The sequence below is a fragment of the Anabaena sp. UHCC 0187 genome (genome assembly GCF_009712035.1).
Lineage (GTDB): Bacteria > Cyanobacteriota > Cyanobacteriia > Cyanobacteriales > Nostocaceae > Dolichospermum.
In genome coordinates this window covers 571281-594060 of record NZ_VILB01000011.1, presented here as the reverse complement: position 1 = coordinate 594060, position 22780 = coordinate 571281, and the positions used below count along the sequence as shown (strand labels likewise).

General features: G+C 41.0%; 18 protein-coding genes. 11 read left to right on the top strand and 7 right to left on the bottom strand.

Translation table 11 applies throughout. The features are described from left to right. Positions 1-91: 91 nt before the first annotated feature. From FJR11_RS11815 to FJR11_RS11780, 8 genes are all read left to right on the top strand, one after another. Complete coding sequence (locus tag FJR11_RS11815) at positions 92-835, top strand: tetratricopeptide repeat protein (protein ID WP_168503857.1); 744 nt, start codon at positions 92-94, stop codon at positions 833-835. A 600-nt stretch (positions 836-1435) separates the two neighbouring features. Next, the gene (cysE, locus tag FJR11_RS11810; protein ID WP_168503856.1) at positions 1436-2167 is read left to right on the top strand and encodes a serine O-acetyltransferase; all 732 of its coding nucleotides are present in this window, start codon (positions 1436-1438) and stop codon (positions 2165-2167) included. A 23-nt stretch (positions 2168-2190) separates the two neighbouring features. Then, positions 2191-2445: an Asr1405/Asl0597 family protein gene (locus tag FJR11_RS11805; RefSeq protein WP_168503855.1), complete on the top strand. Its 255-nt coding sequence runs from the start codon at positions 2191-2193 to the stop codon at positions 2443-2445. A gap of 269 nt (positions 2446-2714) precedes the next feature. Then, on the top strand, positions 2715-2921 hold the full coding sequence (locus tag FJR11_RS11800; RefSeq protein ID WP_168503854.1) for a DUF2949 domain-containing protein: 207 nt from the start codon (positions 2715-2717) through the stop codon (positions 2919-2921). A gap of 340 nt (positions 2922-3261) precedes the next feature. Beyond that, complete coding sequence (gene nifV / locus FJR11_RS11795; RefSeq protein ID WP_168503853.1) at positions 3262-4392, top strand: homocitrate synthase; 1131 nt, start codon at positions 3262-3264, stop codon at positions 4390-4392. Continuing rightward, positions 4382-4669: a nitrogen fixation protein NifZ gene (locus tag FJR11_RS11790; protein WP_015078853.1), complete on the top strand. Its 288-nt coding sequence runs from the start codon at positions 4382-4384 to the stop codon at positions 4667-4669. The genes nifV and FJR11_RS11790 overlap by 11 nt, the downstream gene beginning before the upstream one ends. Further along, entirely contained in the window at positions 4644-4847 is a 204-nt protein-coding gene (nifT, locus tag FJR11_RS11785; protein WP_168503852.1) for a putative nitrogen fixation protein NifT, read from the top strand. The genes FJR11_RS11790 and nifT overlap by 26 nt, the downstream gene beginning before the upstream one ends. Positions 4848-5004: 157 nt before the next feature. Further along, the gene (locus FJR11_RS11780; RefSeq protein WP_168503851.1) at positions 5005-5544 is read left to right on the top strand and encodes a (2Fe-2S) ferredoxin domain-containing protein; all 540 of its coding nucleotides are present in this window, start codon (positions 5005-5007) and stop codon (positions 5542-5544) included. An 81-nt stretch (positions 5545-5625) separates the two neighbouring features. Here the strand turns inward: FJR11_RS11780 and ftsH3 are convergent, their stop codons facing one another. The 7 genes from ftsH3 to gap form a co-directional block, all read right to left on the bottom strand. Further along, entirely contained in the window at positions 5626-7467 is a 1842-nt protein-coding gene (ftsH3, locus tag FJR11_RS11775) for an ATP-dependent zinc metalloprotease FtsH3 (RefSeq protein WP_168503850.1), read from the bottom strand. A 273-nt stretch (positions 7468-7740) separates the two neighbouring features. Further along, complete coding sequence (locus FJR11_RS11770; RefSeq protein WP_168503849.1) at positions 7741-8526, bottom strand: hypothetical protein; 786 nt, start codon at positions 8524-8526, stop codon at positions 7741-7743. A gap of 166 nt (positions 8527-8692) precedes the next feature. Continuing rightward, positions 8693-9907 (bottom strand): acetate kinase, encoded by a 1215-nt coding sequence (locus tag FJR11_RS11765; RefSeq protein ID WP_168503848.1) that lies wholly within the window; start codon positions 9905-9907, stop codon positions 8693-8695. Between the two features lie 24 nt (positions 9908-9931). Further along, positions 9932-10642: a response regulator gene (locus tag FJR11_RS11760; RefSeq protein WP_168503847.1), complete on the bottom strand. Its 711-nt coding sequence runs from the start codon at positions 10640-10642 to the stop codon at positions 9932-9934. A gap of 819 nt (positions 10643-11461) precedes the next feature. After that, positions 11462-12442, bottom strand: a complete 981-nt coding sequence (locus FJR11_RS11755; RefSeq protein WP_168503846.1) for a transaldolase — start codon at positions 12440-12442, stop codon at positions 11462-11464. Between the two features lie 151 nt (positions 12443-12593). Then, the gene (pyk, locus tag FJR11_RS11750; RefSeq protein ID WP_168503845.1) at positions 12594-14024 is read right to left on the bottom strand and encodes a pyruvate kinase; all 1431 of its coding nucleotides are present in this window, start codon (positions 14022-14024) and stop codon (positions 12594-12596) included. Positions 14025-14178: 154 nt separating this feature from the next. Continuing rightward, positions 14179-15204 carry a type I glyceraldehyde-3-phosphate dehydrogenase gene (gap, locus tag FJR11_RS11745; RefSeq protein ID WP_168503844.1) on the bottom strand — a complete coding sequence of 342 codons (1026 nt, stop codon included), beginning with the start codon at positions 15202-15204 and terminating at the stop codon, positions 14179-14181. A gap of 255 nt (positions 15205-15459) precedes the next feature. On the opposite strand from gap, the gene FJR11_RS11740 reads away from it, so the two are divergent. From FJR11_RS11740 to FJR11_RS11730, 3 genes are all read left to right on the top strand, one after another. Further along, positions 15460-16833: a hypothetical protein gene (locus FJR11_RS11740; RefSeq protein ID WP_168503843.1), complete on the top strand. Its 1374-nt coding sequence runs from the start codon at positions 15460-15462 to the stop codon at positions 16831-16833. 39 nt (positions 16834-16872) lie between these two features. Continuing rightward, the gene (locus FJR11_RS11735; RefSeq protein ID WP_168503842.1) at positions 16873-18555 is read left to right on the top strand and encodes a hypothetical protein; all 1683 of its coding nucleotides are present in this window, start codon (positions 16873-16875) and stop codon (positions 18553-18555) included. A gap of 21 nt (positions 18556-18576) precedes the next feature. Then, on the top strand, positions 18577-22780 hold a 4204-nt coding region (locus FJR11_RS11730; RefSeq protein ID WP_168503841.1), incomplete at its 3' end, for a CHAT domain-containing protein.

The following is a 22780-nucleotide window of genomic DNA, read 5'->3' as shown; positions in this document are numbered from 1 at the left end:
AAAAACAATTAATAACAATTAGTTGATTTTGATACGACTTTTAAATCCCCATCAGTTCTAGGATCATCATTATAATTTTTGTAGGTGCAATATGGTAATTTGGCAACGCTTAATTGCCTCTGGTTTAATCAGTTTCTTAGCAATTGGCTGTAGTGACTTAGCAAATTCTTCATCTGAAAATGCTAAACAAGTTGTTCAAGAAAGCAATGTTAATCAACTGATTACAGAAGTACAAGATAGTCAAAAAGCAGAAAATTTATTACTGCAAGGTAATGGTTTATTAGATACCCATCGTTATCGAGAAGCTTTAGTAGCCTATAATCAGGTGATAGCTATTAAAACTGATAGTGCAGAAACATGGGTAAATCGAGGCAATGCCTTGATAGCTTTGCAACAATATCCAGAATCTGTAGAATCTTATGATAAAGCGATCGCTATTCGCCCAAATCAAGATGAAGCTTGGTATAATCGCGGTAATGCTTTAACAGCTTTGCGACGTTACGATGAAGCTGTAAAATCTTATGATGAAGCAATTGCCATTCACTCAAATAAACATGAGGCTTGGATTAACCGAGGAATTGCGCTCACAAAATTGCACCGCTACAAAGAAGCTTTAGCATCTTACAATCAAGCAATTACTATCGAGCCTAATTTGCATCAAGCATATTATAACAAAGCTTGTAATTATGCCTTGCAAAATAATCTAGAACTAGCAATTGAAAACCTCAAAAAAGCCATACAGCTTGTACCCAAAAAATATCAAAATCTAGCGAAAACCGACACGGATTTTGATAAACTTCGTGGTGAAAAGCGGTTTCAGGAATTGCTACATTAAATATGGCTAATTATCAATAGCATCTACATATAGGTAAATTCAGGCATGAAAGTAAGAATGCTGTATGGCTTTTGATCTAATTTTTCTATCTCATTCAAATGCGTACAGCTAGATGATAACTTGCCAGCTTTTATTCTCCTGATTGTAATTTCGTATCGCCACATACAGCAAACAAATCCGAAAACAAAATAAAGAAATCTACCTTTTGACTACCAAAACCATAAAATATTAATAGTAGTCGGTAATACATAAAACTTATATTTACTGTCATTAAGACAACGTTTCTGAGGAAATGAGTACAACTGAATATCTTGCCAAATATCTTGCCTAAATAGCAGCAAAGCCTCACAGGTTAAGAGATTTGTTTTGAGTACAAAAAAGCTGAATCCCTCAACCAAAAATACCAGTACCCCTGTAATCAAAAGCTAGTACCCCTACCCCAACAGAAAATGTAAAGTTCTGTTAAATAGGGGTTTAAACCTATTGAGTACAACCGTAATAAATTTAATAAATCTAATCTGCGTTGCTAATTTTGTCCGCTGGGAAGTTATCTGCTATAAGCATGAAAACAGTACAGGATCTTTTCACCTAACAGTACCAATGCACCAGTCTTTAAACAGTATCAGTAAAACCGATGCTGGAAATACAAAGCTACGGAAAAATGAAAGTCCTAGACTTTTTTTAGAACCATTAATTAGTGATTTTCGGATCATTTTTGAGCGTGATCCAGCCGCACGTAATTGGTTAGAGGTAATCTTTTGTTACCCTGGATTTCATGCTCTGTGTTTACATCGTCTTGCACACTGGTTACATATCCACAAAGTAAGTTTTATTCCCCGGTTAATTTCCCATTGGGGACGGTTTTTCACAGGTATTGAAATTCACCCAGGGGCAAGAATTGGCAAAGGTGTATTTATTGATCATGGCATGGGTGTTGTGATTGGTGAAACTGCCATTATCGGAGATTATACACTCATTTATCAGGGTGTAACATTAGGAGGAACTGGCAAAGAAAGCGGTAAACGTCATCCCACTTTGGGTAATAACGTTGTTGTCGGTGCAGGTGCGAAAGTATTAGGAAATATTCAAATTAGCGATCGCGTGCGGATCGGTGCAGGTTCAATAGTCTTGCGTGATGTGCCTCCAGATGCCACCGTTGTCGGCATTCCTGGACGGATTATTTCCCGTAAGTCTAGTAACCCCATTTCTCCCTTAGAACATGACAAACTACCTGATATAGAGGCAGGTGTGATCGGTTCTTTGCTCTCGCGCATTGAACAATTAGAACAACAACTCCAAACTCTGACAAATCATCACCAAGATGATCAATAACATCAACTTCGTAAATTTTACTGATGTCACCAAATTGTAATTTTTTAACTGTCGGTGAACAAGTTTTGCAGATTCCTTTAGGTGATAGATGGTGTATTTATCACCGTTTGCAAGAGTTGATGATTTCCTGTTCCTGTCCTCCGGATGGGTCTTTACGCGTACAAGTTAATAATCTGCAAGAAGCGATTCTTGTTCGTAGTACATTAATGCAATTTTTTGCTTCTCGTCATCAATTAGTGAAATGGCTAGAGAATTGTTTGTGCAACGGTGTTGAGTAAAGATTGCTGAAAACAATCATGTTTCTTTGGTTAGTATGACTGATGACAATTAATGCTTTTGGAAATGTCTAATCAAAAGCATATCAAAGCTTAGTTCTTGATGCCAGTCTGATTTATCTCAAGTCATTGTTCACTCACAAACTATCTTGCATATTCAAGATAATTCACATAAGCTTAGGTTCACCCAGATTGCTAAAACTAAAATAATTAGTAATTGCTGATGGGAATAACTGCTACCTTATGTTGATTAAGATTGTGAATGCCCAATTATGGTGATTAATAGTATTGATAGGAAGTTACTGCAATTTCTCCAAAAAGAACTAGCACTTTCCACGGCTGATATTGCGGTAGCAACGCGGCATCCTGAATTCAATCATGGACCTTTACCAATGCTGCTTTGGCAATATGGTTTAGTGGATTTACAACAACTAGACAGAATTTTTGATTGGCTTGCAGAACACTCTGAATTAAGGTAGATGAAAAATTATCAGTAAAAATATGAGGTAAAAATTATGATTACTAGCTTAATTGCTGGCATAAGTATGTTATTTCTTACAGGGTTTGTTAATATTTATATGGGTTATTGGCTACTAACAAAATCTATAAATAATACCACGAAAAATATTTGATAAATTATACTTATTTTTTGTTCCCTGCCATACAGATGCAACAGAAATATTTGATTAATAATTAAGGATCGTAAATCATGATTAATGATTTATTCGCGCAATCAAGTATTTATTATCCATCTACCACTAAAAATGATTGTAGCGAACAAAGATATGACAAAAAAACTCCGCTAGAGGGATGTTAAAAATGTATCAAATCATGATTAATGATACGACATTACGTGATGGGGAACAGGCAGCAGGTGTTGCTTTTAACTTAGAAGAGAAAGTAGCGATCGCTCAATTCTTAGATGCCATTGGTGTCCATGAATTAGAAGTAGGAATTCCGGCAATGGGAGAAGAAGAAATTCGCGCTATTGTTGCCATTCGTAACTTAGATTTACAAGCTAAATTATTAGGTTGGAATCGCGCTGTATTATCAGATATTAAAGCTTCTATAGCCTGTGGATTAGAGCGAGTACATATTGCCATTCCTGTGTCTGGAGTGCAAATTGCCGCTAAATTTCATGGACAATGGCGAGTAAGTTTACAAAAACTAAAAGACTGTATTAGCTTTGCCTTAGATCAAGGTCTTTGGGTATCAGTTGGTGGCGAAGATTCTTCTAGAGCCGACGAAAATTTTCTCCAAGATGTTGCCATGTTATCACAAGAATGGGGAGCATCTCGGTTTCGGTTTTGTGATACCGTTGGGGTACTTGATCCCTTCCGAACTCACCTTAAAGTTAAGCATTTAGTATCAACTCTATCAATTCCAATTGAGATTCACACCCATAATGATTTTGGACTAGCAACTGCTAACGCCTTAGCGGGAATTAAAGCTGGTGCCGTATCTGTAAATACTACCGTTAATGGACTAGGAGAAAGAGCCGGAAATGCAGCTTTAGAAGAAGTAATTATGGCTCTTAAATGTATTTACGGTGTTGATTTGGGGATTCAAACTCAACACTTGTTAAAACTATCTCAATTAGTCGCTAAAGCTTCCGGCGCTAATGTTCAACCTTGGAAAGCAATTGTGGGTGAAAATACCTTTGCTCATGAGTCTGGTATTCATGCTCATGGTGTATTGCAAAACCCCGTTACTTATGAACCTTATGCTCCTGAAGATGTGGGTTGGGAACGGCGTTTAGTCATAGGTAAACATTCTGGTCGGCATTCATTATCTAATCTATTAGAACAGCATGGAATTTTTCTTGATTCTCAAGAAACCCAAGCTATTTTAGATGTAGTCCGTCAGCAATCAATCCTCAAAAAACGCAGTCTCACTACAGAAGAATTATTAAATTTAGTCAGCGAAAAAAGGTATTCCCATGCAACGTGATGAAATAGAACTAGACTCGCAACCCATTTTTGAAATTGGTCAAAAAGTTCGAGTTAAGAAACTAATCAAAAACGATGGAACTTTTCCCGGTAGAGAAATTGGGGAAGTTTTAGCAAAAATTGGTGATGTTGGTTATGTCTCCAGCATTGGCACATTTTTGCAAGCTTATTATATCTATGCTGTCCATTTTTTGGAAACAGGGTACATCATCGGTTGTCGAAAAAGAGAACTAGAATCTGCTGAGGAAACACATGAAAGTAATGCTCCGAATGAATGATGCTGGTACTTTAGTGGTCTACGTCCCTAAAAAAGATTTAGAAGAAGAAGTAGTCAAAGAAAGAGATGGTGCAGCAGGTAAAATTCTCACTTTAACTAATGGTTGGGAATTAGAATTTAGTGAATTTCCCGATAAAAGTCGTTTACCCATAACAGTAGAAGCTAAACGCCTTCCTTAAAATCCAAATATTCAGCCGTTAGTCGTTAGCTATAGTGATTCTCGGTTGAGTGAGATAGAAGAACCCCTCCCCGCAAGCGAGGAGGGGGACATGGATTAATTATCAGTTGATAATGTGGGGTTGATTATTTTCTCTTGAAAAAATTAGGTTATCGAAAATGGGTGAAAAATATTTGGCTTTATCGGAATTGAATATTGAAGGACAGTTTTTAGGTTTTGCAGGTAAAAAAACTCAGAAATATAAACATTTACAGTTAGGAATTTCTGGGGGAAATATTAAGGTTAAAATTCCTAAAAATTTACGTTGTTCTCTAGGTTTATCTTTAGTCCCTGGTGAACAAATTCATATAGATGCTATTAGTAAATTAAACCCCCGTAATAATAAATTAAAACTGGAAGCTTATCAAATCCAAGCAGTTGGTTTTTGTCTGCTCAAACAGCAACTTCCCCAACCTAAACCCAAGATTATGGTTTGTCAAAAATCTGGTTGTCTGAAACGGGGTGGAAAGGGGTTATTATCGGACTTAGAAAAAACTTTGGGCGATCATGGTTTATCTGATAAAGTGACAATTGAACATACTAATTGTCAAAAACGCTGTAGCAGCGCCCCCAATTGTGTTTTGATGTTAGGTAAAAAGCAGTATAAGAAAGTTCATCCAGAGACTATAGCGTCTTTGTTAGAGAATCATTTGAGTTAATGCTTTTAATGCTTATAAAGTCAAAAAATTAGGGTAATTCTAGAAAATCCAGAATTACCCTAATTCAATGTTTAAGAGAAATTACGCAAAAGCAGCCATTTTTACATCGTTATTACCAAGGATTTCTTGCAATTCCTCAGCGTCAACGGTTTCCTTTTCAATCAGCATTTGAGCAATTTCATCTAAAACCTTGCGGTTATTAACTAAAACTTCTTTAGCCCGAATATAAGCAGTATCTACTAACTTCCGAACTTCTTCGTCAATAGCAGCAGCGGTTTCTTCTGAGAAGTCGCGTTCTGACATAATATCTCGACCCAGGAACATATTTCCTTGTTGACGACCCAGGGCAACTGGACCCAAGCGATCGCTCATGCCAAACCGAGTTATCATTTGTTTAGCTACCCGTGCGACTTGCTGTAAATCGTTAGAAGCACCTGTCGTCACTTCCTCTTCACCAAAGATAATTTCTTCAGCGAGACGACCACCTAAAGCCACAGCCATTTGATTTTCCAAATAAGCGCGGCTGTATAAACCAGTGTCCATACGGTCTTCGCTAGGAGTAAACCAAGTTAAACCACCAGCCCGACCACGGGGAATAATGCTAATCTTTTGCACAGGGTCATAGTCAGGCATTAAAGCCCCAACTAAAGCATGACCAGCTTCATGGTATGCAACCAAAGTTTTGCGCTTTTCGCTCATTACCCGGTCTTTCTTTTCGGGCCCTGCTAATACACGGTCAATTGCATCATTAATTTCATCCATCGAAATTTCGGTTAAATTCCGACGGGCGGCTAAAATTGCCGCTTCATTGAGTAAGTTAGATAAATCTGCACCGGTAAAACCAGGAGTCCGACGGGCGATTTTATCCAAGTCTACATCTTTAGATAAAGTTTTACCACGGGCGTGAACTCTGAGGATTTCACTTCTACCAGCGTAGTCGGGACGGTCTACCACAACTTGACGGTCAAAACGACCAGGACGTAATAAAGCCGCGTCTAGGACATCAGGACGGTTGGTAGCAGCAATAATAATAATACCGGTGTTACCTTCAAAGCCGTCCATTTCGGTCAGCAATTGGTTAAGGGTTTGTTCCCGTTCGTCGTTACCACCACCTAAACCAGCACCCCGTTGACGACCTACCGCGTCAATTTCATCAATAAAGACGATACAAGGAGCGTTGGTTTTTGCTTGTTCAAATAAATCGCGGACGCGGGAAGCACCCACACCAACGAACATTTCTACAAATTCAGAACCAGAAATTGAGAAGAAAGGAACACCAGCTTCCCCAGCAACAGCCCGCGCGAGGAGGGTTTTACCAGTACCAGGAGGTCCTACTAAAAGTACACCTTTAGGAATTTTTGCACCAATGGCGGTAAAGCGATCAGCGTTTTTCAGAAAGTCTACAACTTCATTTAGTTCTAATTTGGCTTGGTCAATACCCGCAACGTCCCCAAATGTCACTTGGGTTTGGGGTTCCATTTGCACTCTGGCTTTAGATTTACCAAAGTTCATGGCTTGGCTACCAGGACCACTTTGAGCGCGACGGAGAAGGAAAAATAAACCAACTAGCAGCAATACAGGGAAGAATAAGCTGCTGAGGGCTTTAAACCAAAATCCCTCGTCTGCTTGAGGTAATACGGCAATATCAACACCTTTCGCTGTTAAAGTGTTGATTAAATCTGAGTCGTTCACTAAGGTAACGATCTTTTTGTTTCCGTCCTTGGGTGTTACCAGGGCTGTAGAACGGTCAGAACTTAAACTGACTCTCTCAACCTTGCCTTGTTCAACTTCTTGGATAAACTGACTGTAGCGCCATGTTTCTCTACTTTGAGGCTGTTTGTCAAAAAATGCTGTTCCTAGAGCAATGACAACTATAAAAAGGAGCGCGTACAGCCCCGTATTTCTCCATCTTTTATTATTCACCGATGTTGATTCTCCTGTACTTTGTTGCTGCTTATACTGAGCTTCTCTAAGAGAGATGACATTATGATAATTATGTTAACTTATCTTAAGATATCTTAAAATAATCCTCCTGTCATGATAAAAATAATCCCCCATCCCCCGCAGGTTGAAAATGTGAGGATAGTAGGAGTTCTATTCTAACCATTCTTAACAGGAGTCACCGAGTCAGAAGTTAGGAGTCACCGAGTCAGGAAGAAGAAGAAAATTCCCCAGTCCCCAGTCCCCAGTCCCCAATCAATCTTTTTCTGGTAATTTAATACTGCTTGTGCCGTCGGGATTAGTAACCACCTCACCTCCGAGAGCTTCAATTTCCCGAATTGCTCGTTTGCGAGTTTTTTCGTCTACTTTATTGTTTAAAACCATCATCCATGTAGAAATTCGGGCTGATTTGCTATCAGGATTTTTACTGAGGAATTCCGCAGTTTTCTGAGAAATAAATGCTACTTGTTTACTGTCTTCATCAGTATAAGTGTTTGCCCATTCTGCGGCTTTGAGAAAAGATATTTGTGCTGCTTGAGCATTACCTAAAAATAATAATTCATCTGTGCCTTTATAACGCCAGATATAGTAGGATTTTTGTGGTAATTGTGGGGATAAAGATTTTAATCCTTTATCCATTAAAGCTATAGACTTTTCTGGCATCCCACCGTATAAAGAGGTACTTACAGAAAGTCCTAGATAAGCTTCTAAAAAACGTGGGTCACGTCCTAAAATCACTTCAAAATATTCTGGACTAAGACTGTACCCTGTTTGGTCTCTAGCTTGATCATCGCCAAAGAATTGCAAAAAATCAATATATACCCAATCTGCAATCAGGTTTTTATAACTAAAACTGGGGAAGTTTTGGAGTAAGTTTAAGCGGAGACTTTCTTTTTTGAGGTCTTTTTCCAGAGTTTCTCCGGAAATAGATTGTTTACTAATTAATAGTGTTTGCAGTTTTGGTATTTGCATTAAGCTAATGCTGACAATACACAAACAAGCGATTAAGGGTGTGGTAATAGCTTCACGAGATAAAAACATAGCTGGGGACTGGGGACTGGGGATTGGGAACTGGGGATTGGGGACTGGGGACTGGGGACTGGGGACTGGGGACTGGGGATTGGGGACTGGGGAATTTTCTTCTTTCTTCTTTCTTCTTTCTTCTTTCTGACTCCTGACTCCTGACTCCTGACTCCTGACTCCTAAATTATTGTTGCAGTAATTTCCAACATTGTTGAGCTATTGCCCAATCTTCTTGGGTTTCTATGACTAATATTCGCACAGTTGAATCAGGTGTAGCAATATCAATATCAATAGGTTGTTGTTGATTTTTCTCTAAATCAATTTTCAGCCCCAAAAATTCAAAGGCTTCACAAGCAGCTTGACGGATTCCTGGGGATTTTTCTCCTACTCCGGCGGTAAAGACTAAAACATCTAAACCTGCTAAACTAGCGAGCATTGCCCCGATACCAGCCCGTAAGCGATGTACGTAGATATCCCAAGCCAGTTGGGCGCGTTGATTACCTTGCTCTTTGGCGGCTATCACCTCCCTTAAATCGCTGGAAATTCCAGAAATACCTTTTAATCCAGAACATTTATTTAATACATCATCTAGTTCTTGACTAGAGTAATTATACTGCTGTAATAAATGAATTAAAATCCCTGGATCAACTGAACCGCTGCGGCTACCCATCATTAAACCATCTAGGGGCGTAAATCCCATGGTTGTGTCAATACTACAACCATTTTTAATGGCGGCTAAGGAGCAACCATTACCTAAATGACAAGTAATTAACCGCAGAGATGATAAATCTTGACCCAGAATTTCTGCTGCTCGGTTAGCACAATACTGATGGCTGATGCCATGAAAGCCGTAACGGCGAATACCTTGCTCTACTAACTCATAGGGAATCGGATAGATAGCGGCGGCATCGGGTAAGGTGCGGTGAAATCCGGTATCAAAAACTGCGACTTGACTCACATCGCCCAAACTTTTTTCTATGGCTTCGATACCAGCTAAAGCTGCTGGATTGTGTGCTGGGGCGAGATTGCATAAATGAGCGATCGCCTGTTTAATTTCTTCCGTAATTATTACAGCTTCTTGGTAATCTTTACCACCATGAACTACTCGATGTCCCACCACATCTATCACGGATAAATTATCAATTACCTTAGTTGAACCATGTACGAGAGTAGACAGCAAATACGCAAATTGCCCCTGGCGAGAATCACCAGCAATGGTTTCTTGCAGTGTTGCACCAGTAGCAGTTTTAACTGTAATTTCCGCCTGATTTTGGTCTTGAGTCCAGTTAATTTTTCCTTCCCACAGGGGTTGGGGTGCTAGGGTAGGAAGAGAGTCTGTAATCTCATACAGACAACTCTTTTGGCTGCTAGAACCGGCATTAAGGATGAGTATTTTCATATTTCTGGTATTAGATGGGATAGATTACAGTAATTTGTAATTTCGCAGCAACTTTGTATTTTCAGAAGTTAGTAATTCCTGCAAGCTATCCATTTCGTTCAATATATCTAGTTCCTGGGTGTATGCTTCTTTTAAAATTGCTAGATATTTATCCCGATCTTCATCATTTTTAGCTTGTTTGATCATATAAATTGCCATATTAATCTTAGAAAGTGGATTGCGTAAGTCCTCTGAGAATTTCTCTAAGAGATTACCTCGGATGTGTGCCAACTCCTGGGAGTTTTGTAATTCAGTCCGATTTTTTTTTATTTCCTGTTGGAGTGCTTTTGATTTATGAGATTCTTTCAGATATACCTGATTTGAAATTGAATGTCTTTCTAAACGCGCCTTAACTGCTTGTAAAATTTCAAAAGGCTCAAAAGGTTTGGTAATATAATCATCAGCGCCTAAACTCATACCTTGACGTAAATCATTGCGTTCAATTTTAGCAGTGAGAAAAATCAGCGGGATATCAGCACACTTAGGATCGTGTCGCAATTCTGTTAACACGTCATAGCCACTTAAACCTGGCATCATAATGTCACAGATAATCAAGTCAGGATATTTGCTTTTAGCTAATTCTAAGCCGATTTTACCGTTTGGAGCAGTAATAACAGTAAAATCTCCTAGTTCTAAAATCTCCTGAAGATTTAACAGAATTTGAGGTTCATCTTCAATTAGTAAAATTAAGCTCATAAGACCTCGCGGTAAATGGAAAACTCAGTCACTGTTAGTGCTGAGAGGGAAACAATTCGTGCGGTTTTAACCGCTTTGAATATTTTTTCTTGACACTCCCCGGTCTAAAGACACGGGGATTCTACACTCACCGTCAAAACTTGCTCAACCATGCTCACACCCTTACGGGTTCCTCAGTCGCTCATGGGGGAAAACCCCAAGACAGCGCTGAGTCACCAAGCAGAGTAGCGGTTTCAACTCCTATAGCGTTGATTCGGGGATGCCCTCCCCTATTTTTTGCTAGATTAAGAATATTAACTGCGGCGTTTATCTGATCGCTTTATTACGAATGAATTGAGTGGTATGGATAGCATCTTCTATGGCGTTATATTGATTTTGTTTACCTTTAACTTTGTATTCTAGGACTAGCATTGATTCAATTTTGAATAATCAATTTGATTTGGTTTCAACCTGCATTTATTATACAATATATACAAAATATACAAAATGTTAGTGCAGGATAAATCCTGCAACTAGCCTTCATCCCTTGGCTGAAGCAAAGGGGTGTCCTCCTGAGTCGGACACCCCTTCAAGGGTTTTCGGTATTTTCCTTATCCAGAAGTAGATAGCGGTTTCCAATTATATGAGGTGCATCATCGCACCCCCCTCACTCCCCCCGCAACGGGGGGAAGAAAAGGATAAATTTTTGATATTGGAGGGGGTTGGGGGTGAGGTTCTTGTACCTCATGAAACTGGGAAATGCTCTAGTAGGTAATTAGTAAAAAGTAAAAATTTTACTAATTACCCATTATCTAATGATTAAGCAGTTACCTTTTCACTTTATAAACTAGCTAATCTTTCAGCCAATAGTTTTTCCAAAGAAATCAAAGCCTTGGTGAAACCATCAATACCTTCTGCGAGTTTATCAGAAGCCATGCGGTCAGCATTGTGCATTTGATCAAAAGTAGCTTTATCAACAGAGATTTTGGCAATTGATAGATTTGCTACCTTAGCGGGATCAAGTTTGCGGGGTAATTCGGTGACAGTATTTCGCAATTCTGTTAACAACCCTGGAGAAATAGTCAGCAAATCGCAACCAGCTAATTCTGTAATTTCGCCGATATTGCGGAAACTAGCGCCCATTACTTCAGTTTTATAACCAAACTTTTTATAGTAGTTATAAATGGTAGTCACAGATAATACACCTGGATCTTCCGCTGCGGGGTAGCTATCCTTGCCAGTATCTTTTTTGTACCAGTCAAGAATTCGACCAACGAAAGGAGAAATCAAAGTGATACCAGCTTCCGCACAGGCGATCGCTTGGTGCAGACCAAATAGTAAAGTTAAGTTACAGTGAATACCTTCTTTTTCCAAAATTTCCCCAGCTTTGATACCTTCCCAAGTAGAGGCAATTTTAATCAAAACCCGTTCTTTAGAAATACCAGCAGCTTTATACTGAGCGATTAAATCCCGTGCCTTAGCTACAGTTGCATCTGTATCATAGGATAACCGAGCATCTACTTCTGTAGAAACACGACCGGGAATAATTTGCAAAATTTTCAATCCAAAAGATACCGCCAAGCGGTCAAAAGCCAGAGATACTACCTGGTCTTGACTAGCACCAGCACCCGCATCTTTCTTGGCTTTGAGTAAAGTTTGATCAACAATATCCTGATATTCCGGCATTTGTGCCGCAGCGGTAATCAGTGAGGGATTGGTAGTAGCGTCTTGAGGTTTAAACTGTTCAATTGATTGGATGTCTCCGGTATCTGCTACCACAACGGTTACTGCCCGTAGTGCTTCTAGTAAGTTCTTAGGCATAACATACTCCAATGTCAGTGGTCAGTTGTTAGTTGTTAGTGGTCAGTGAATAGGCAAGAGGCAAAAGGCAAGAGGTAAGAGGTAAAAATATTTACCAATTCCCAATCCCCAATTCCCAATGACCCATTACCAACTACCCATTTTAGATGCGTCATGCCATAATTGGCTGTCCAATAGAATGCACTTTAATTAAACTTGTTGTTCCAGATTGACCAATGGGGACACCAGAGGTAATGACAACCTTGTCTCCTTCCTGGACTAAACCACTTTCGACAACAGTATCTACCACATTCACAAACATTTCTTCAGCATTGTGAACAGGTTGAGTAAGTAAGGGTTCTACACCCCAAGATAAAGCTAATTGACGGTAAGTGGTACAGTCGGAAGTCAGGGCAATAATTGGGGTGCTGGGACGGTATTTAGAAACCAGTTTAGCTGTACTTCCTGATGAAGTATTACAGAGAATCGCTTTAGCGCCTGTTTCATAAGCAATGCGACAGACAGATTGAGATACTGATTCTGTGACAGAGAGACTACCAGCTTCAGGAATCCAAGAATGTCTATTTCCCTCTTGTAGCGCTGTTTCTGTTTGTAAGGCGATATTGTGCATGATTTGGACAGCCGCAATCGGATAGTCACCCATTGCAGTTTCTCCAGACAACATAACTGCATCTGTACCATCGAAAATCGAGTTAGCAACGTCCGTGGCTTCAGCGCGAGTAGGATCGGGGGCGCTAATCATAGACTCTAACATTTGAGTAGCTGTAATCACAGGTTTACCAGCTTGATTACAACGACGGGCAATGTCTTTTTGAATCAGGGGGACTTTATAGATAGGTACTTCCACCCCTAAATCCCCACGAGCAATCATAATACCGTCAGCGGCTGCAATGATAGCATCTAGCTGTTCTACTGCTTCCGCCCGTTCAATTTTGGCAATGAGACGAATTTTTGAGCCAGCGCCTTCAATCATGCGGCGTGCGGGTTCGAGGTCTTGGGGCGATCGCACAAAGGAAACTGCAACCCAGTCTACTCCTAATTGTATCCCAAAACGTAAATCCATTAAATCCTTTTCTGTAATCGAACTTACAGGTAAAGGAGTTGCAGGTAAATTCACACCTTTGTGGGAAGAAATCAAACCGCCAATATTCACATGAGCGCGAATTCTATCAGCGTCACGACTGGTAACAGTTAATTTTACCCGACCATCATTAATTAACATCGGTTCACCACATCGCATCATGGCGAATAATGTGGGTAGAGGTAAGGGTAACTCGTCAATATTTTCGCCCTTCTCTTGTAGGAGAAATGTTACCTCAGTCCCAGCTTCTAACATTAGTCCTTCCGGTGGTAATTTCCCCAACCGAATCTTTGGACCACACAAATCCTGCATAATGGCAATGGGCTTGTGTAAATCTTTGCTAATCTGCCGCAGATGATGAAAAACCTCGGCGTGAGCCTCATAAGCACCATGAGAAAAGTTCAAACGCGCCATGTTCATTCCCGCCCTCACCAAAGCTTCTAATTTCTCAGGTGAAGATGTAGCAGGTCCAATAGTACAAACAATTTTAGTGCGACGCATAAGTATGTAAGGAGTAACGGTAAAGTAGCACACCCCGTTAAGCCCATGGAGAATATGGATTAAATGAACCACGAAGAAGCAAAGAACACGAAGGAAGAAGGAAGAAGATGGATAATCTTACAATGAATGCGGAGTATTATCAATCACTAATATCCTAAATCAATCCTTCTTTCTTGGCCATTGACAACATTAAATCAATGACGCGGTTGGAGTAACCCCATTCGTTGTCATACCAGGAGACAACTTTGAAGAAATTGGCATTGAGTTCAATTCCTGCCCCTGCGTCGAAAATACTAGAGTGGTCATCACCTTGAAAATCCGTAGATACTACTTCTTCATCGGTGTAACCCAACACACCTGCTAAATTACCTTCCGCAGCTTTTTTCATGGCTGCACAGATTTCTTTGTAAGTTGTAGATTTTGTAGTTTTGAAAGTTAAGTCAACTACGGAGACATCAGGAGTAGGGACTCTCAACGCCATACCAGTTAACTTACCTTTCAATTCTGGTAATACCAAAGCCACCGCTTTAGCCGCCCCTGTAGCGGAGGGAATTATATTTTGACCCGCACCTCGTCCACCGCGCCAATCTTTACGACTGGGACCATCTACCGTGGGCTGAGTGGCTGTTGTAGCGTGAACTGTAGTCATTAACCCTTCAGCTAAACCGAAGTTATCATTAATGACTTTAGCAATAGGTGCTAAACAATTTGTAGTACAACTAGCATTGGAGACAATTAAGTCTTTGGCTGGGTCAAATAGGTGATGATTTACACCCATGACCATTGTTTTTACCTTTTCAGGTTCTTTTGTTGGTGCAGAAATCACAACCCGCTTTGCACCTGCTTTCAGGTGATTTTCCGCCCCAGCGTAATCTGTGAACAGTCCTGTAGATTCAACAACATAATCTACACCCAATTTACCCCAAGGTAATTCTGCGGGATTTCGCATGGATACACAAGGGACAAAATGACCGTCAATTACAATCCCGTCTTCTCTGGCTGCAACTTTGCTTTTCAATCTCCCGTGTGTGGAGTCGTACTTGAGAAGATAAGCAAGGTTGTCGGGGGGAACTAAATCATTAATTCCCACAAATTCAATATTGGGATTAGTAAGACCAGCACGTAACACAAGTCTACCAATTCGACCGAATCCATTAATACCAATTTTCAACTTCGTCAAAATTAAACCTCCTGTGTTGGGAATTTCAGCAAAGGTTAACTGGCCCGGTTAATTCTAGTCTGACTTAGCTGATTCTTACAGTCGCAAAAGGCATAAAGTTAATTTAACTGGCATATTTTAAGGTTTAGTCATTAGTTATTAGTAATCATTGGATACTCAGTTATATTTATCATTAATAAAATCGCAGTATTATTTGTAATTGCTCCACTAATATAGTATAATTCGTAACGAATATTATAGTATAAGGATTAACTCATGCCTATCGAACAAGTACCAGGTACTTCCTTAAAATACTTTTTGATTTGTTTTGATCAGACAGGAAAAGAACGTCTAGAAAATGGCAACTTACTCAGCCAAGAACTCCTAAATGTTTTACCCAGTCAGCCAATTACAGATGTTTTTATCATGAGTCATGGTTGGATGGGTGACATTCCTGCCGCCAAAAAACAATACCAAAATTGGATTGCAGCTATGTTCAACAACAAAGCTGATCTGGAAAAAATGCGACAGCACCGACCGGGATTTAATCCGTTATTAATTGGGCTGCATTGGCCAAGTAAACCCTGGGGTAATGAAAACTTAGATGCTCTAGTTCCCTCCTTTGATACAACCGAAGAATCTCCATTGAATGCATTGATTGATGATTATGCCTGTGCAGTTTCAGACACGGAAGCCACTAGAGAGGCACTGAGAACGATTTTTACGGCGGGGATTGAGTATGACACTCCACCAGAAAACTTACCACCAGAAGTTCTGACAGCTTACCAGGTATTGATTCAAGAAGCATCCTTAACCAGGGCAGATGAAAATAACCCTGAGTGGAGCGAAACTGAACCTTTGAATTTAGATGATCCGGAAACTATATATCAAGCCGCATTAGAAGACCAATCTGGAGATGTCAGCTTTGGCATCGAAGATATCATGGCATCCGCATCGGATTTATTTTTACAAGTTCCTAGATTGTTATCTTTCTGGAAAATGAAAGACCTGGCTCGGCAAATAGGACAAACCAGAGGTTTTGACTTGTTAAACAAATTGCAACAAGTAGCCGATGAGCAAGTGCGATTCCACTTAATGGGGCATAGCTTTGGGACTATTGTTGTCTCTGCCATTGTCGCCGGGACAAAAGACAATAATAAGTTGACTCGTCCTGTTAATTCTCTGGCATTAATTCAGGGGGCTGTCTCACTGTGGTCTTATAGTGCCAAAGTTCCTTATAGAAACAATCTTGTTGGTTACTTTCACCCAATTATTGCCGAAGGTAAAGTTAACGGCCCGATTATTACTACCCAATCTCAACAAGATACTGCTGTTAAAAATGCCTATCCAGCAGCAGGAAAACTGGGAATGATGGGGGGACAAGATATCAACTTTGATGTGACGACAATCACCTATCCCGGTGTTGGGGGTATTGGTGTCTATGGCATCCAAGGCGAAGAATTAGATATCACCAACATGGATATGTTGAGCCAAACCGAAAGTTACGATTTTCAATCTGGTAAAATCTACAACCTAGAAAGTAGCAAATATATTACTGTACCGAAGCCAGACCTGTTTACTGGCGCACATAACGCCATTGATAAACCGGAAGTAGCTCATGCTGTTTGGTCAGCAGCCCTAGTTAGTTAAGCAAACCACACAAAAAATAAAAAATAGAATCTCAACAAAATGGAAACAGAAGAGCTATATACGAATGGGATTAATGGGGCTTCAGGAGAATACTTGTTACCTCCTTTAACAGCCGAACAAATTGCCAAAATTGCTCAAGGTGAAGAGTTTGACCCTATTGAACTAAGTGAACTCAAAAAAAAGGATTTGCACGTCAAAGGTTTAGAACCTGACTTTGCACCCATAGAAGGAGTAGATCCTAAAAATCTGGCAGAAACGGGTTGGGGAGTTATTTTTGCCTATAATGCTGATCCAGCAATTAAGGAAGCACTGCAAGAACTGTTAAACCATCGTCAACAGCAAGCTACAAAAAATCAAGAAAACTATTATCAGGAATATACCGGACCCAAAGGTTATCGTCCTGGTGAGTCGAAAAATACATTTTTGTCCCGTCATGGAGTCGGTCCAGGCCCAGCCGATCCCGACAAAATGCCTTATTATTTGCTGATTGTCGGTGATCCAGAAACCATTCCCTATCGTTTTCAGTACCAACTTGATGTGCAGTATGCGGTGGGTCGGATTTACTTCGATACGGTAGAAGAGTATGCCCAATATGCTCGCAGCGTCGTCCAGGCTGAAACTCAAGGCTTTTCTTTGCCTCGCCGGGCTAGTTTCTTTGGGGTACAAACTAGTGGTGATGCAGCTACTCAACTCAGTGCGAAGAATTTGATTCAACCTCTAGCAGCATGGATGCTAGAAGACCAAAAAGATCAGAATTGGACTGTAGACACTTTAATTGCCCAGGAAGCCACGAAAGCAAGACTGGGAAAACTGTTAGGAGGTGAGGAAACACCTGCCCTGTTATTTACCGCTAGTCATGGCATGGGTTTTCCTAATGGAGATGAGCGACAATTACGCCACCAAGGGGCATTATTGTGTCAAGACTGGCCAGGGCCAATGCAGTGGCGTGGTAAACCGATACCAGAAGAGTTTTATTTTTCTGCGGATGATGTTGGGGAAGATGCTCGTCTGTTAGGGTTAATTGCCTTTCATTTTGCCTGTTACGGGGCTGGAACACCCAAACTTGATGAATTCGCCCACAAAAAAGGCTCAAATGAAAGGTTGGAAATCGCGCCCCATGCTTTTATGGCACAGTTACCTAAGCGATTATTGAGCCATCCCAATGGCGGTGCTTTAGCTGTAATTGGTCATGTGGAGCGAGCTTGGGGTTGCTCTTTTGTGTGGGAGAGAACAGGGAAGCAATTGGCAGTATTTGAGAGTACCCTGAAGCGACTCTTAGAGGGTCATCCTGTGGGTTCGGCTGTTGAATTTTTCAATGAACGCTATGCCGAGCTTTCTTCTGATTTGAGTGTGGAACTGGAAGAAATCAAATTCGGTGCGACTGCTAATCCTGAGAGTTTGGCGGGAATGTGGACAGCAAACAACGATGCTCGCAGTTATGCGATTATCGGAGATCCGGCAGTGCGGCTAGTTGTAGGTGACAATCATACAGGCGATCGCCCTGTGATCGACAAAATACATCTGACCATATCTGCGACCCCAGAAACTCCGGTTGAAGCTGGGGATGCTACCGCCATCAAACAAGCCCAGACAAATTTGAACCAAGCACTAGAGCAGTTAGTCAAGACTGTAGATCAATCTGCTGTTGACCGGAAGGAAAAACTTGAGGCGGCAATTTCAGGTGTCATGAGTCTCTTGGAAGCTTTGAAAAAACTGAGTTAACAAAAAAATTAGGAATAAGTAATGAATACGTTTGAGATTACCATTCAGCGCAAATCAGGGGATAACTGGCCAATTGTCGTAGAAAACAGCCGTTCTGGTGAACTCCTGCCATTACGCTCAGAAGGTAGTCTCGAACTAACTACTGAGAATTTTCAACAACTAATCAGTCTTTTAGGACAGCATAAAAACTACGGTACATTAATAGGGAAAAAGCTATTTCGAGATGATGTCCGTGATGCCTTTGTCGGTGCGCTCCGGGAAAGTGAGGAAGCCCTGAGAGTATTGCTATTTATTGAAGCATCAGATCCAGAATTAAGAACCTTACATTGGCAAAACTTGTGCGCTCCCATAGATGGTGAATGGGAGTTATTAGCAATCAATCAGCGAGTACCATTTTCTTTCTATATTCCTGCCATTACTGACCGTCGCTTTCCTGCCATTGGCCGACGAGATTTGCGGGCTTTGGTGTTGGTATCTAGTCCCAGCAACTCCCAAAAATATAAATTAGGCAATTTTGATGTTGAAGCCAGTGTTCATAGTGTTAAGTCTGCATTGGGGGAAATCCCTTGTGATGTCCTGGCAACTGTTGAAGGGGCAATTGGTTTACCAACACTAGACGAACTGTGTAGCCAACTTAGCGATCGCACAAAACAATATACCTTACTGCACTTTGTCAGTCACGGTAGAGTTATGGATGATGGTGAAACCATTGTCTACTGGTCAAAAGCTGATAATACACTAGAAGCAATCACCGCAACGCGACTCATAGACAGATTGCGCTCTCTGCGTGGAGCTAAAGGGCTGCCGCACCTCACCTTTCTTTGTACTTGCGAAAGTGCCAGTCCCGATGCTGAAGGATCATTAGGCGGACTAGGGCAAAGATTAGTTCGAGATTTGGGAATGCCTGCGGTAGTAGCCATGACCGAAAAAGTCACCATCAAAACAGCGGAAATACTCGCCCAAAACTTTTATAAACAACTCAAAGCATCAGGAGAAGTAGACTCCGCCTTACATGAAGCTACAGCTTCCCTAGCAGAGCGCGGTGACATTACAGTTCCCGCATTATTTAGCCGTTTAGGTGGACGACTCTTATTTAGTGACCAACTGGATCGAAAACTAACTAACGCCGAAATTCATGATGGTTTAGAACGTTTAGAGGCATTAATCCCACAAAGAGCGCCAACACTACAACTAACATTTGAGACGACTGCCCAAAAACTAGAAACCAGTTTGGGGGCAGATGTGGCCGCTTTGAGTAAAAAAGCCCGTCAGGAACGAGAGCAGCTATTAGAGGAGGTAAATAACTTCTGTGAGGAAATACTTGATATTAGTTTTAACGCCCTGGCATTAGGTCAACAACCACCCGCTTATGATCCCCGTTGTCCCTTCCTGGGCTTGTACCCTTTCCGGGAGGAAAACCGCGAGTTTTTCTTTGGGCGTGAGCAAATCATTGCCCAATTACAAGAAAAGCTGACTGAGCATAACTTCTTAGCTGTATTAGGGGCTTCTGGTAGTGGTAAATCATCAGTGGTATTAGCAGGATTGATTCCGGCTCTCCAAAAGCAAGAGCGGGGTTTAATTGTGTCATATATGACACCGAGTAGTAACCCCCTGGAACAACTACAAACTCATCATTCACAAGTTCCAGGGCAACCTCTAATTCTAATTATTGACCAATTTGAAGAATTATTTACCCTCTGTACAGATGAACTTGTCCGGGTTAATTTCATTCAAAAAATTTTAACTCTTGCTCAACAGCAAAAAGTTGTCATCACCATGCGGGCAGATTTTTGGGGTGAGTGTGCTACCTACCGCAATCTCAAAGATGTGATGGAAGTTAGGCAAAAACTAATTGGACCAATGGACACAGCCGAACTACGCAAAGCGATGGAAATGCAATCTGCTCAGGTGGGTTTACGTTTTGAAGCCGGGTTGAGCAATGTAATTCTTGATGATGTTCAAGGGGAACCGGGAGCGATGCCACTGCTCCAACACGCACTATTAGAATTGTGGAAGCGGCGACATGGCAGATGGTTGCTGTCTGGGGAATATGAAGCAATTGGTGGCGTAAGGATGGCAATTTCTCAAACTGCTGATGATGTTTATAATACTTTGTCACCTCCAGAGCAAGATCAAGTCAAAAATATATTTATTCGTTTAACCCGCTTAGATGAAAATGCCCTCCAGGGAGAAACCCGCCGGGATACACGCAGACGAGTTTTGTTAGAGGAACTAGTACCTGTCGGTGGAGATCCAGCACTGATTAAGGAATTGGTGAACCGGTTAGCAGGTGAAGGAGCGCGATTGGTGGTAACAAGTATAGATGGGTCTACAAATCAGGAAGAAGTAGAAGTAGCCCATGAAGCTTTAATTCGCTACTGGAATCGGTTACTGAATTGGTTAGATGAAAACCGCATCAATTTGCAGTTACGGGAAACTATCCGTCAAGCGGCTTTAGAGTGGGAAAAGGAACAACAAGATGAAAGTTATTTGGTGCATCGTGGGGGAAGATTAGAAGATGCCCAAGTGTTATCAAAACAAACTAGCTTTCTCAACCAGATGGAGGCCGATTACGTTGCGGCTTGCGTAGAATTACGGCATCGCCAAGAAAAAGAAAAAGAAGCGCGTCGCCGTCGGGAAATTAGAACTGCTTGGGGAGTAGCTGGTGGGGCAGTTGTGGCTTTGATTGTTAGCACTGGTTTGGGGGTGGTGGCTTGGCATCAGAAACAACAAGCAGAAATCACTCAAGCTGAAGCAAATAGTCAATATTCCTTATCGCTCCTTGAGGATAATCAAGATTTAGATGCACTTGTCGCCGTAATTAAGGCAGGAAATATCTTGAAAGAAAAAAAAGAAATCCAGCCCTTGGTTATGAAAGCGTTGCAGAAAGTAATTTATGGGGTAAGAGAGCGTAACCTCTTAAACAAACATGAGGCTTCGGTTAAGAGCGTGATCTTCAGTCCTAATGGTAAAATTATCGCCTCTGCTAGTGATGATGCAACTATCATCCTCTGGGATGTAACCAACGGCAAGCAGATGCAAACCCTCTTTGGACACACGCAAGGAATAGAAAATATTGCATTTAGCTATGATGGAAAGTATCTTGCTTCTGCCAGTAATGATAAAACTGTTATCCTTTGGGATGTCAAAAGTGGACAGAAACTGCGAATTCTTACCGGGCATCAAAAAGAGGTAACAAGTATTGCATTTAGCCATGATGGAAAGTATCTTGCTTCTGCCAGTAATGATAAAACTGTTAAGCTTTGGGATGTAACCACGGGTAAACAATTGCAAAATTTCAACAAACATCAACAAGAGGTAACAAGTATTGCATTTAGCTATGATGGAAAGTATCTTGCTTCTGCTAGTAATGACACAACCGTTAAGCTTTGGGATATAACCACGGGTAAACAAATGCAAAATTTGAACAAACATCAGCAAAAGGTTACAAGTGTCGTCTTCAGTCCAGATGGAAAGTATCTTGCTTCTGGTAGTGATGACACAACTGTTAAGCTTTGGGATGTAACTACTGGTAAGCAATTGCAAAGTTTCAATAAACATCAGCAAAATGTTACAAGTGTCGTCTTCAGTCCAGATGGAAAGTATCTTGCTTCTGCTAGTGATGACACAACTGTCAAAATCTGGGATGTAAAAAACGGTAAAGAAATAGAAAGTTTTAACAGACATCAGGCTCCGGTTAAGAGAGTCATCTTCAGTCCCAATGGTAAAACCCTGGCTTCTCTTAGTAATGACAAAAGCGTCAAAATCTGGGATTTAAAGGGCCAGGAACTGGAAAGTTTCAAAGATGACGAGTTTGGTTTCCATACCTTCGTCTTCAGTCCCGATGGTAAAATCTTGGCTACTGCTAGTGATGACAAAACCGTCAAACTCTGGGATTTAAAGGGCAAGGAACTACCAACCCTCACAGGGCATCAGGCAGGGGTGAGAAGTGTCGTTTTCAGCCCGAATGGTGAAACCCTGGCTACTGCTAGTAATGACAAAACCGTTAAACTCTGGGATTTAAAGGGTAACTCATTGCAAACCTTCACAGGGCATCAGGCAGGGGTGAGAAGTGTCGTTTTCAGCCCGGATGGGCAACGTCTGGCTTCTGGTAGTGATGATAAAACTGTCAAACTCTGGGATTTAAAGGGTAACTCATTGCAAACCTTCACAGGGCATCAGAAAAAGGTCACAAGTGTGGTCTTCAGTCCCAATGGTGAAACTC

Coding starts and splice junctions, on each gene's coding strand:
- FJR11_RS11815 (WP_168503857.1), top strand. CDS start 92: ATGGTAATTTGGCAACGCTTAATTGCCTCTGGTTTAATCAGTTTCTTA.
- cysE (WP_168503856.1), top strand. CDS start 1,436: ATGCACCAGTCTTTAAACAGTATCAGTAAAACCGATGCTGGAAATACA.
- FJR11_RS11805 (WP_168503855.1), top strand. CDS start 2,191: ATGTCACCAAATTGTAATTTTTTAACTGTCGGTGAACAAGTTTTGCAG.
- FJR11_RS11800 (WP_168503854.1), top strand. CDS start 2,715: ATGGTGATTAATAGTATTGATAGGAAGTTACTGCAATTTCTCCAAAAA.
- nifV (WP_168503853.1), top strand. CDS start 3,262: ATGTATCAAATCATGATTAATGATACGACATTACGTGATGGGGAACAG.
- FJR11_RS11790 (WP_015078853.1), top strand. CDS start 4,382: ATGCAACGTGATGAAATAGAACTAGACTCGCAACCCATTTTTGAAATT.
- nifT (WP_168503852.1), top strand. CDS start 4,644: ATGAAAGTAATGCTCCGAATGAATGATGCTGGTACTTTAGTGGTCTAC.
- FJR11_RS11780 (WP_168503851.1), top strand. CDS start 5,005: ATGGGTGAAAAATATTTGGCTTTATCGGAATTGAATATTGAAGGACAG.
- FJR11_RS11770 (WP_168503849.1), bottom strand. CDS start 8,526: ATGTTTTTATCTCGTGAAGCTATTACCACACCCTTAATCGCTTGTTTG.
- FJR11_RS11765 (WP_168503848.1), bottom strand. CDS start 9,907: ATGAAAATACTCATCCTTAATGCCGGTTCTAGCAGCCAAAAGAGTTGT.
- FJR11_RS11760 (WP_168503847.1), bottom strand. CDS start 10,642: ATGAGCTTAATTTTACTAATTGAAGATGAACCTCAAATTCTGTTAAAT.
- FJR11_RS11755 (WP_168503846.1), bottom strand. CDS start 12,442: ATGCCTAAGAACTTACTAGAAGCACTACGGGCAGTAACCGTTGTGGTA.
- pyk (WP_168503845.1), bottom strand. CDS start 14,024: ATGCGTCGCACTAAAATTGTTTGTACTATTGGACCTGCTACATCTTCA.
- FJR11_RS11740 (WP_168503843.1), top strand. CDS start 15,460: ATGCCTATCGAACAAGTACCAGGTACTTCCTTAAAATACTTTTTGATT.
- FJR11_RS11735 (WP_168503842.1), top strand. CDS start 16,873: ATGGAAACAGAAGAGCTATATACGAATGGGATTAATGGGGCTTCAGGA.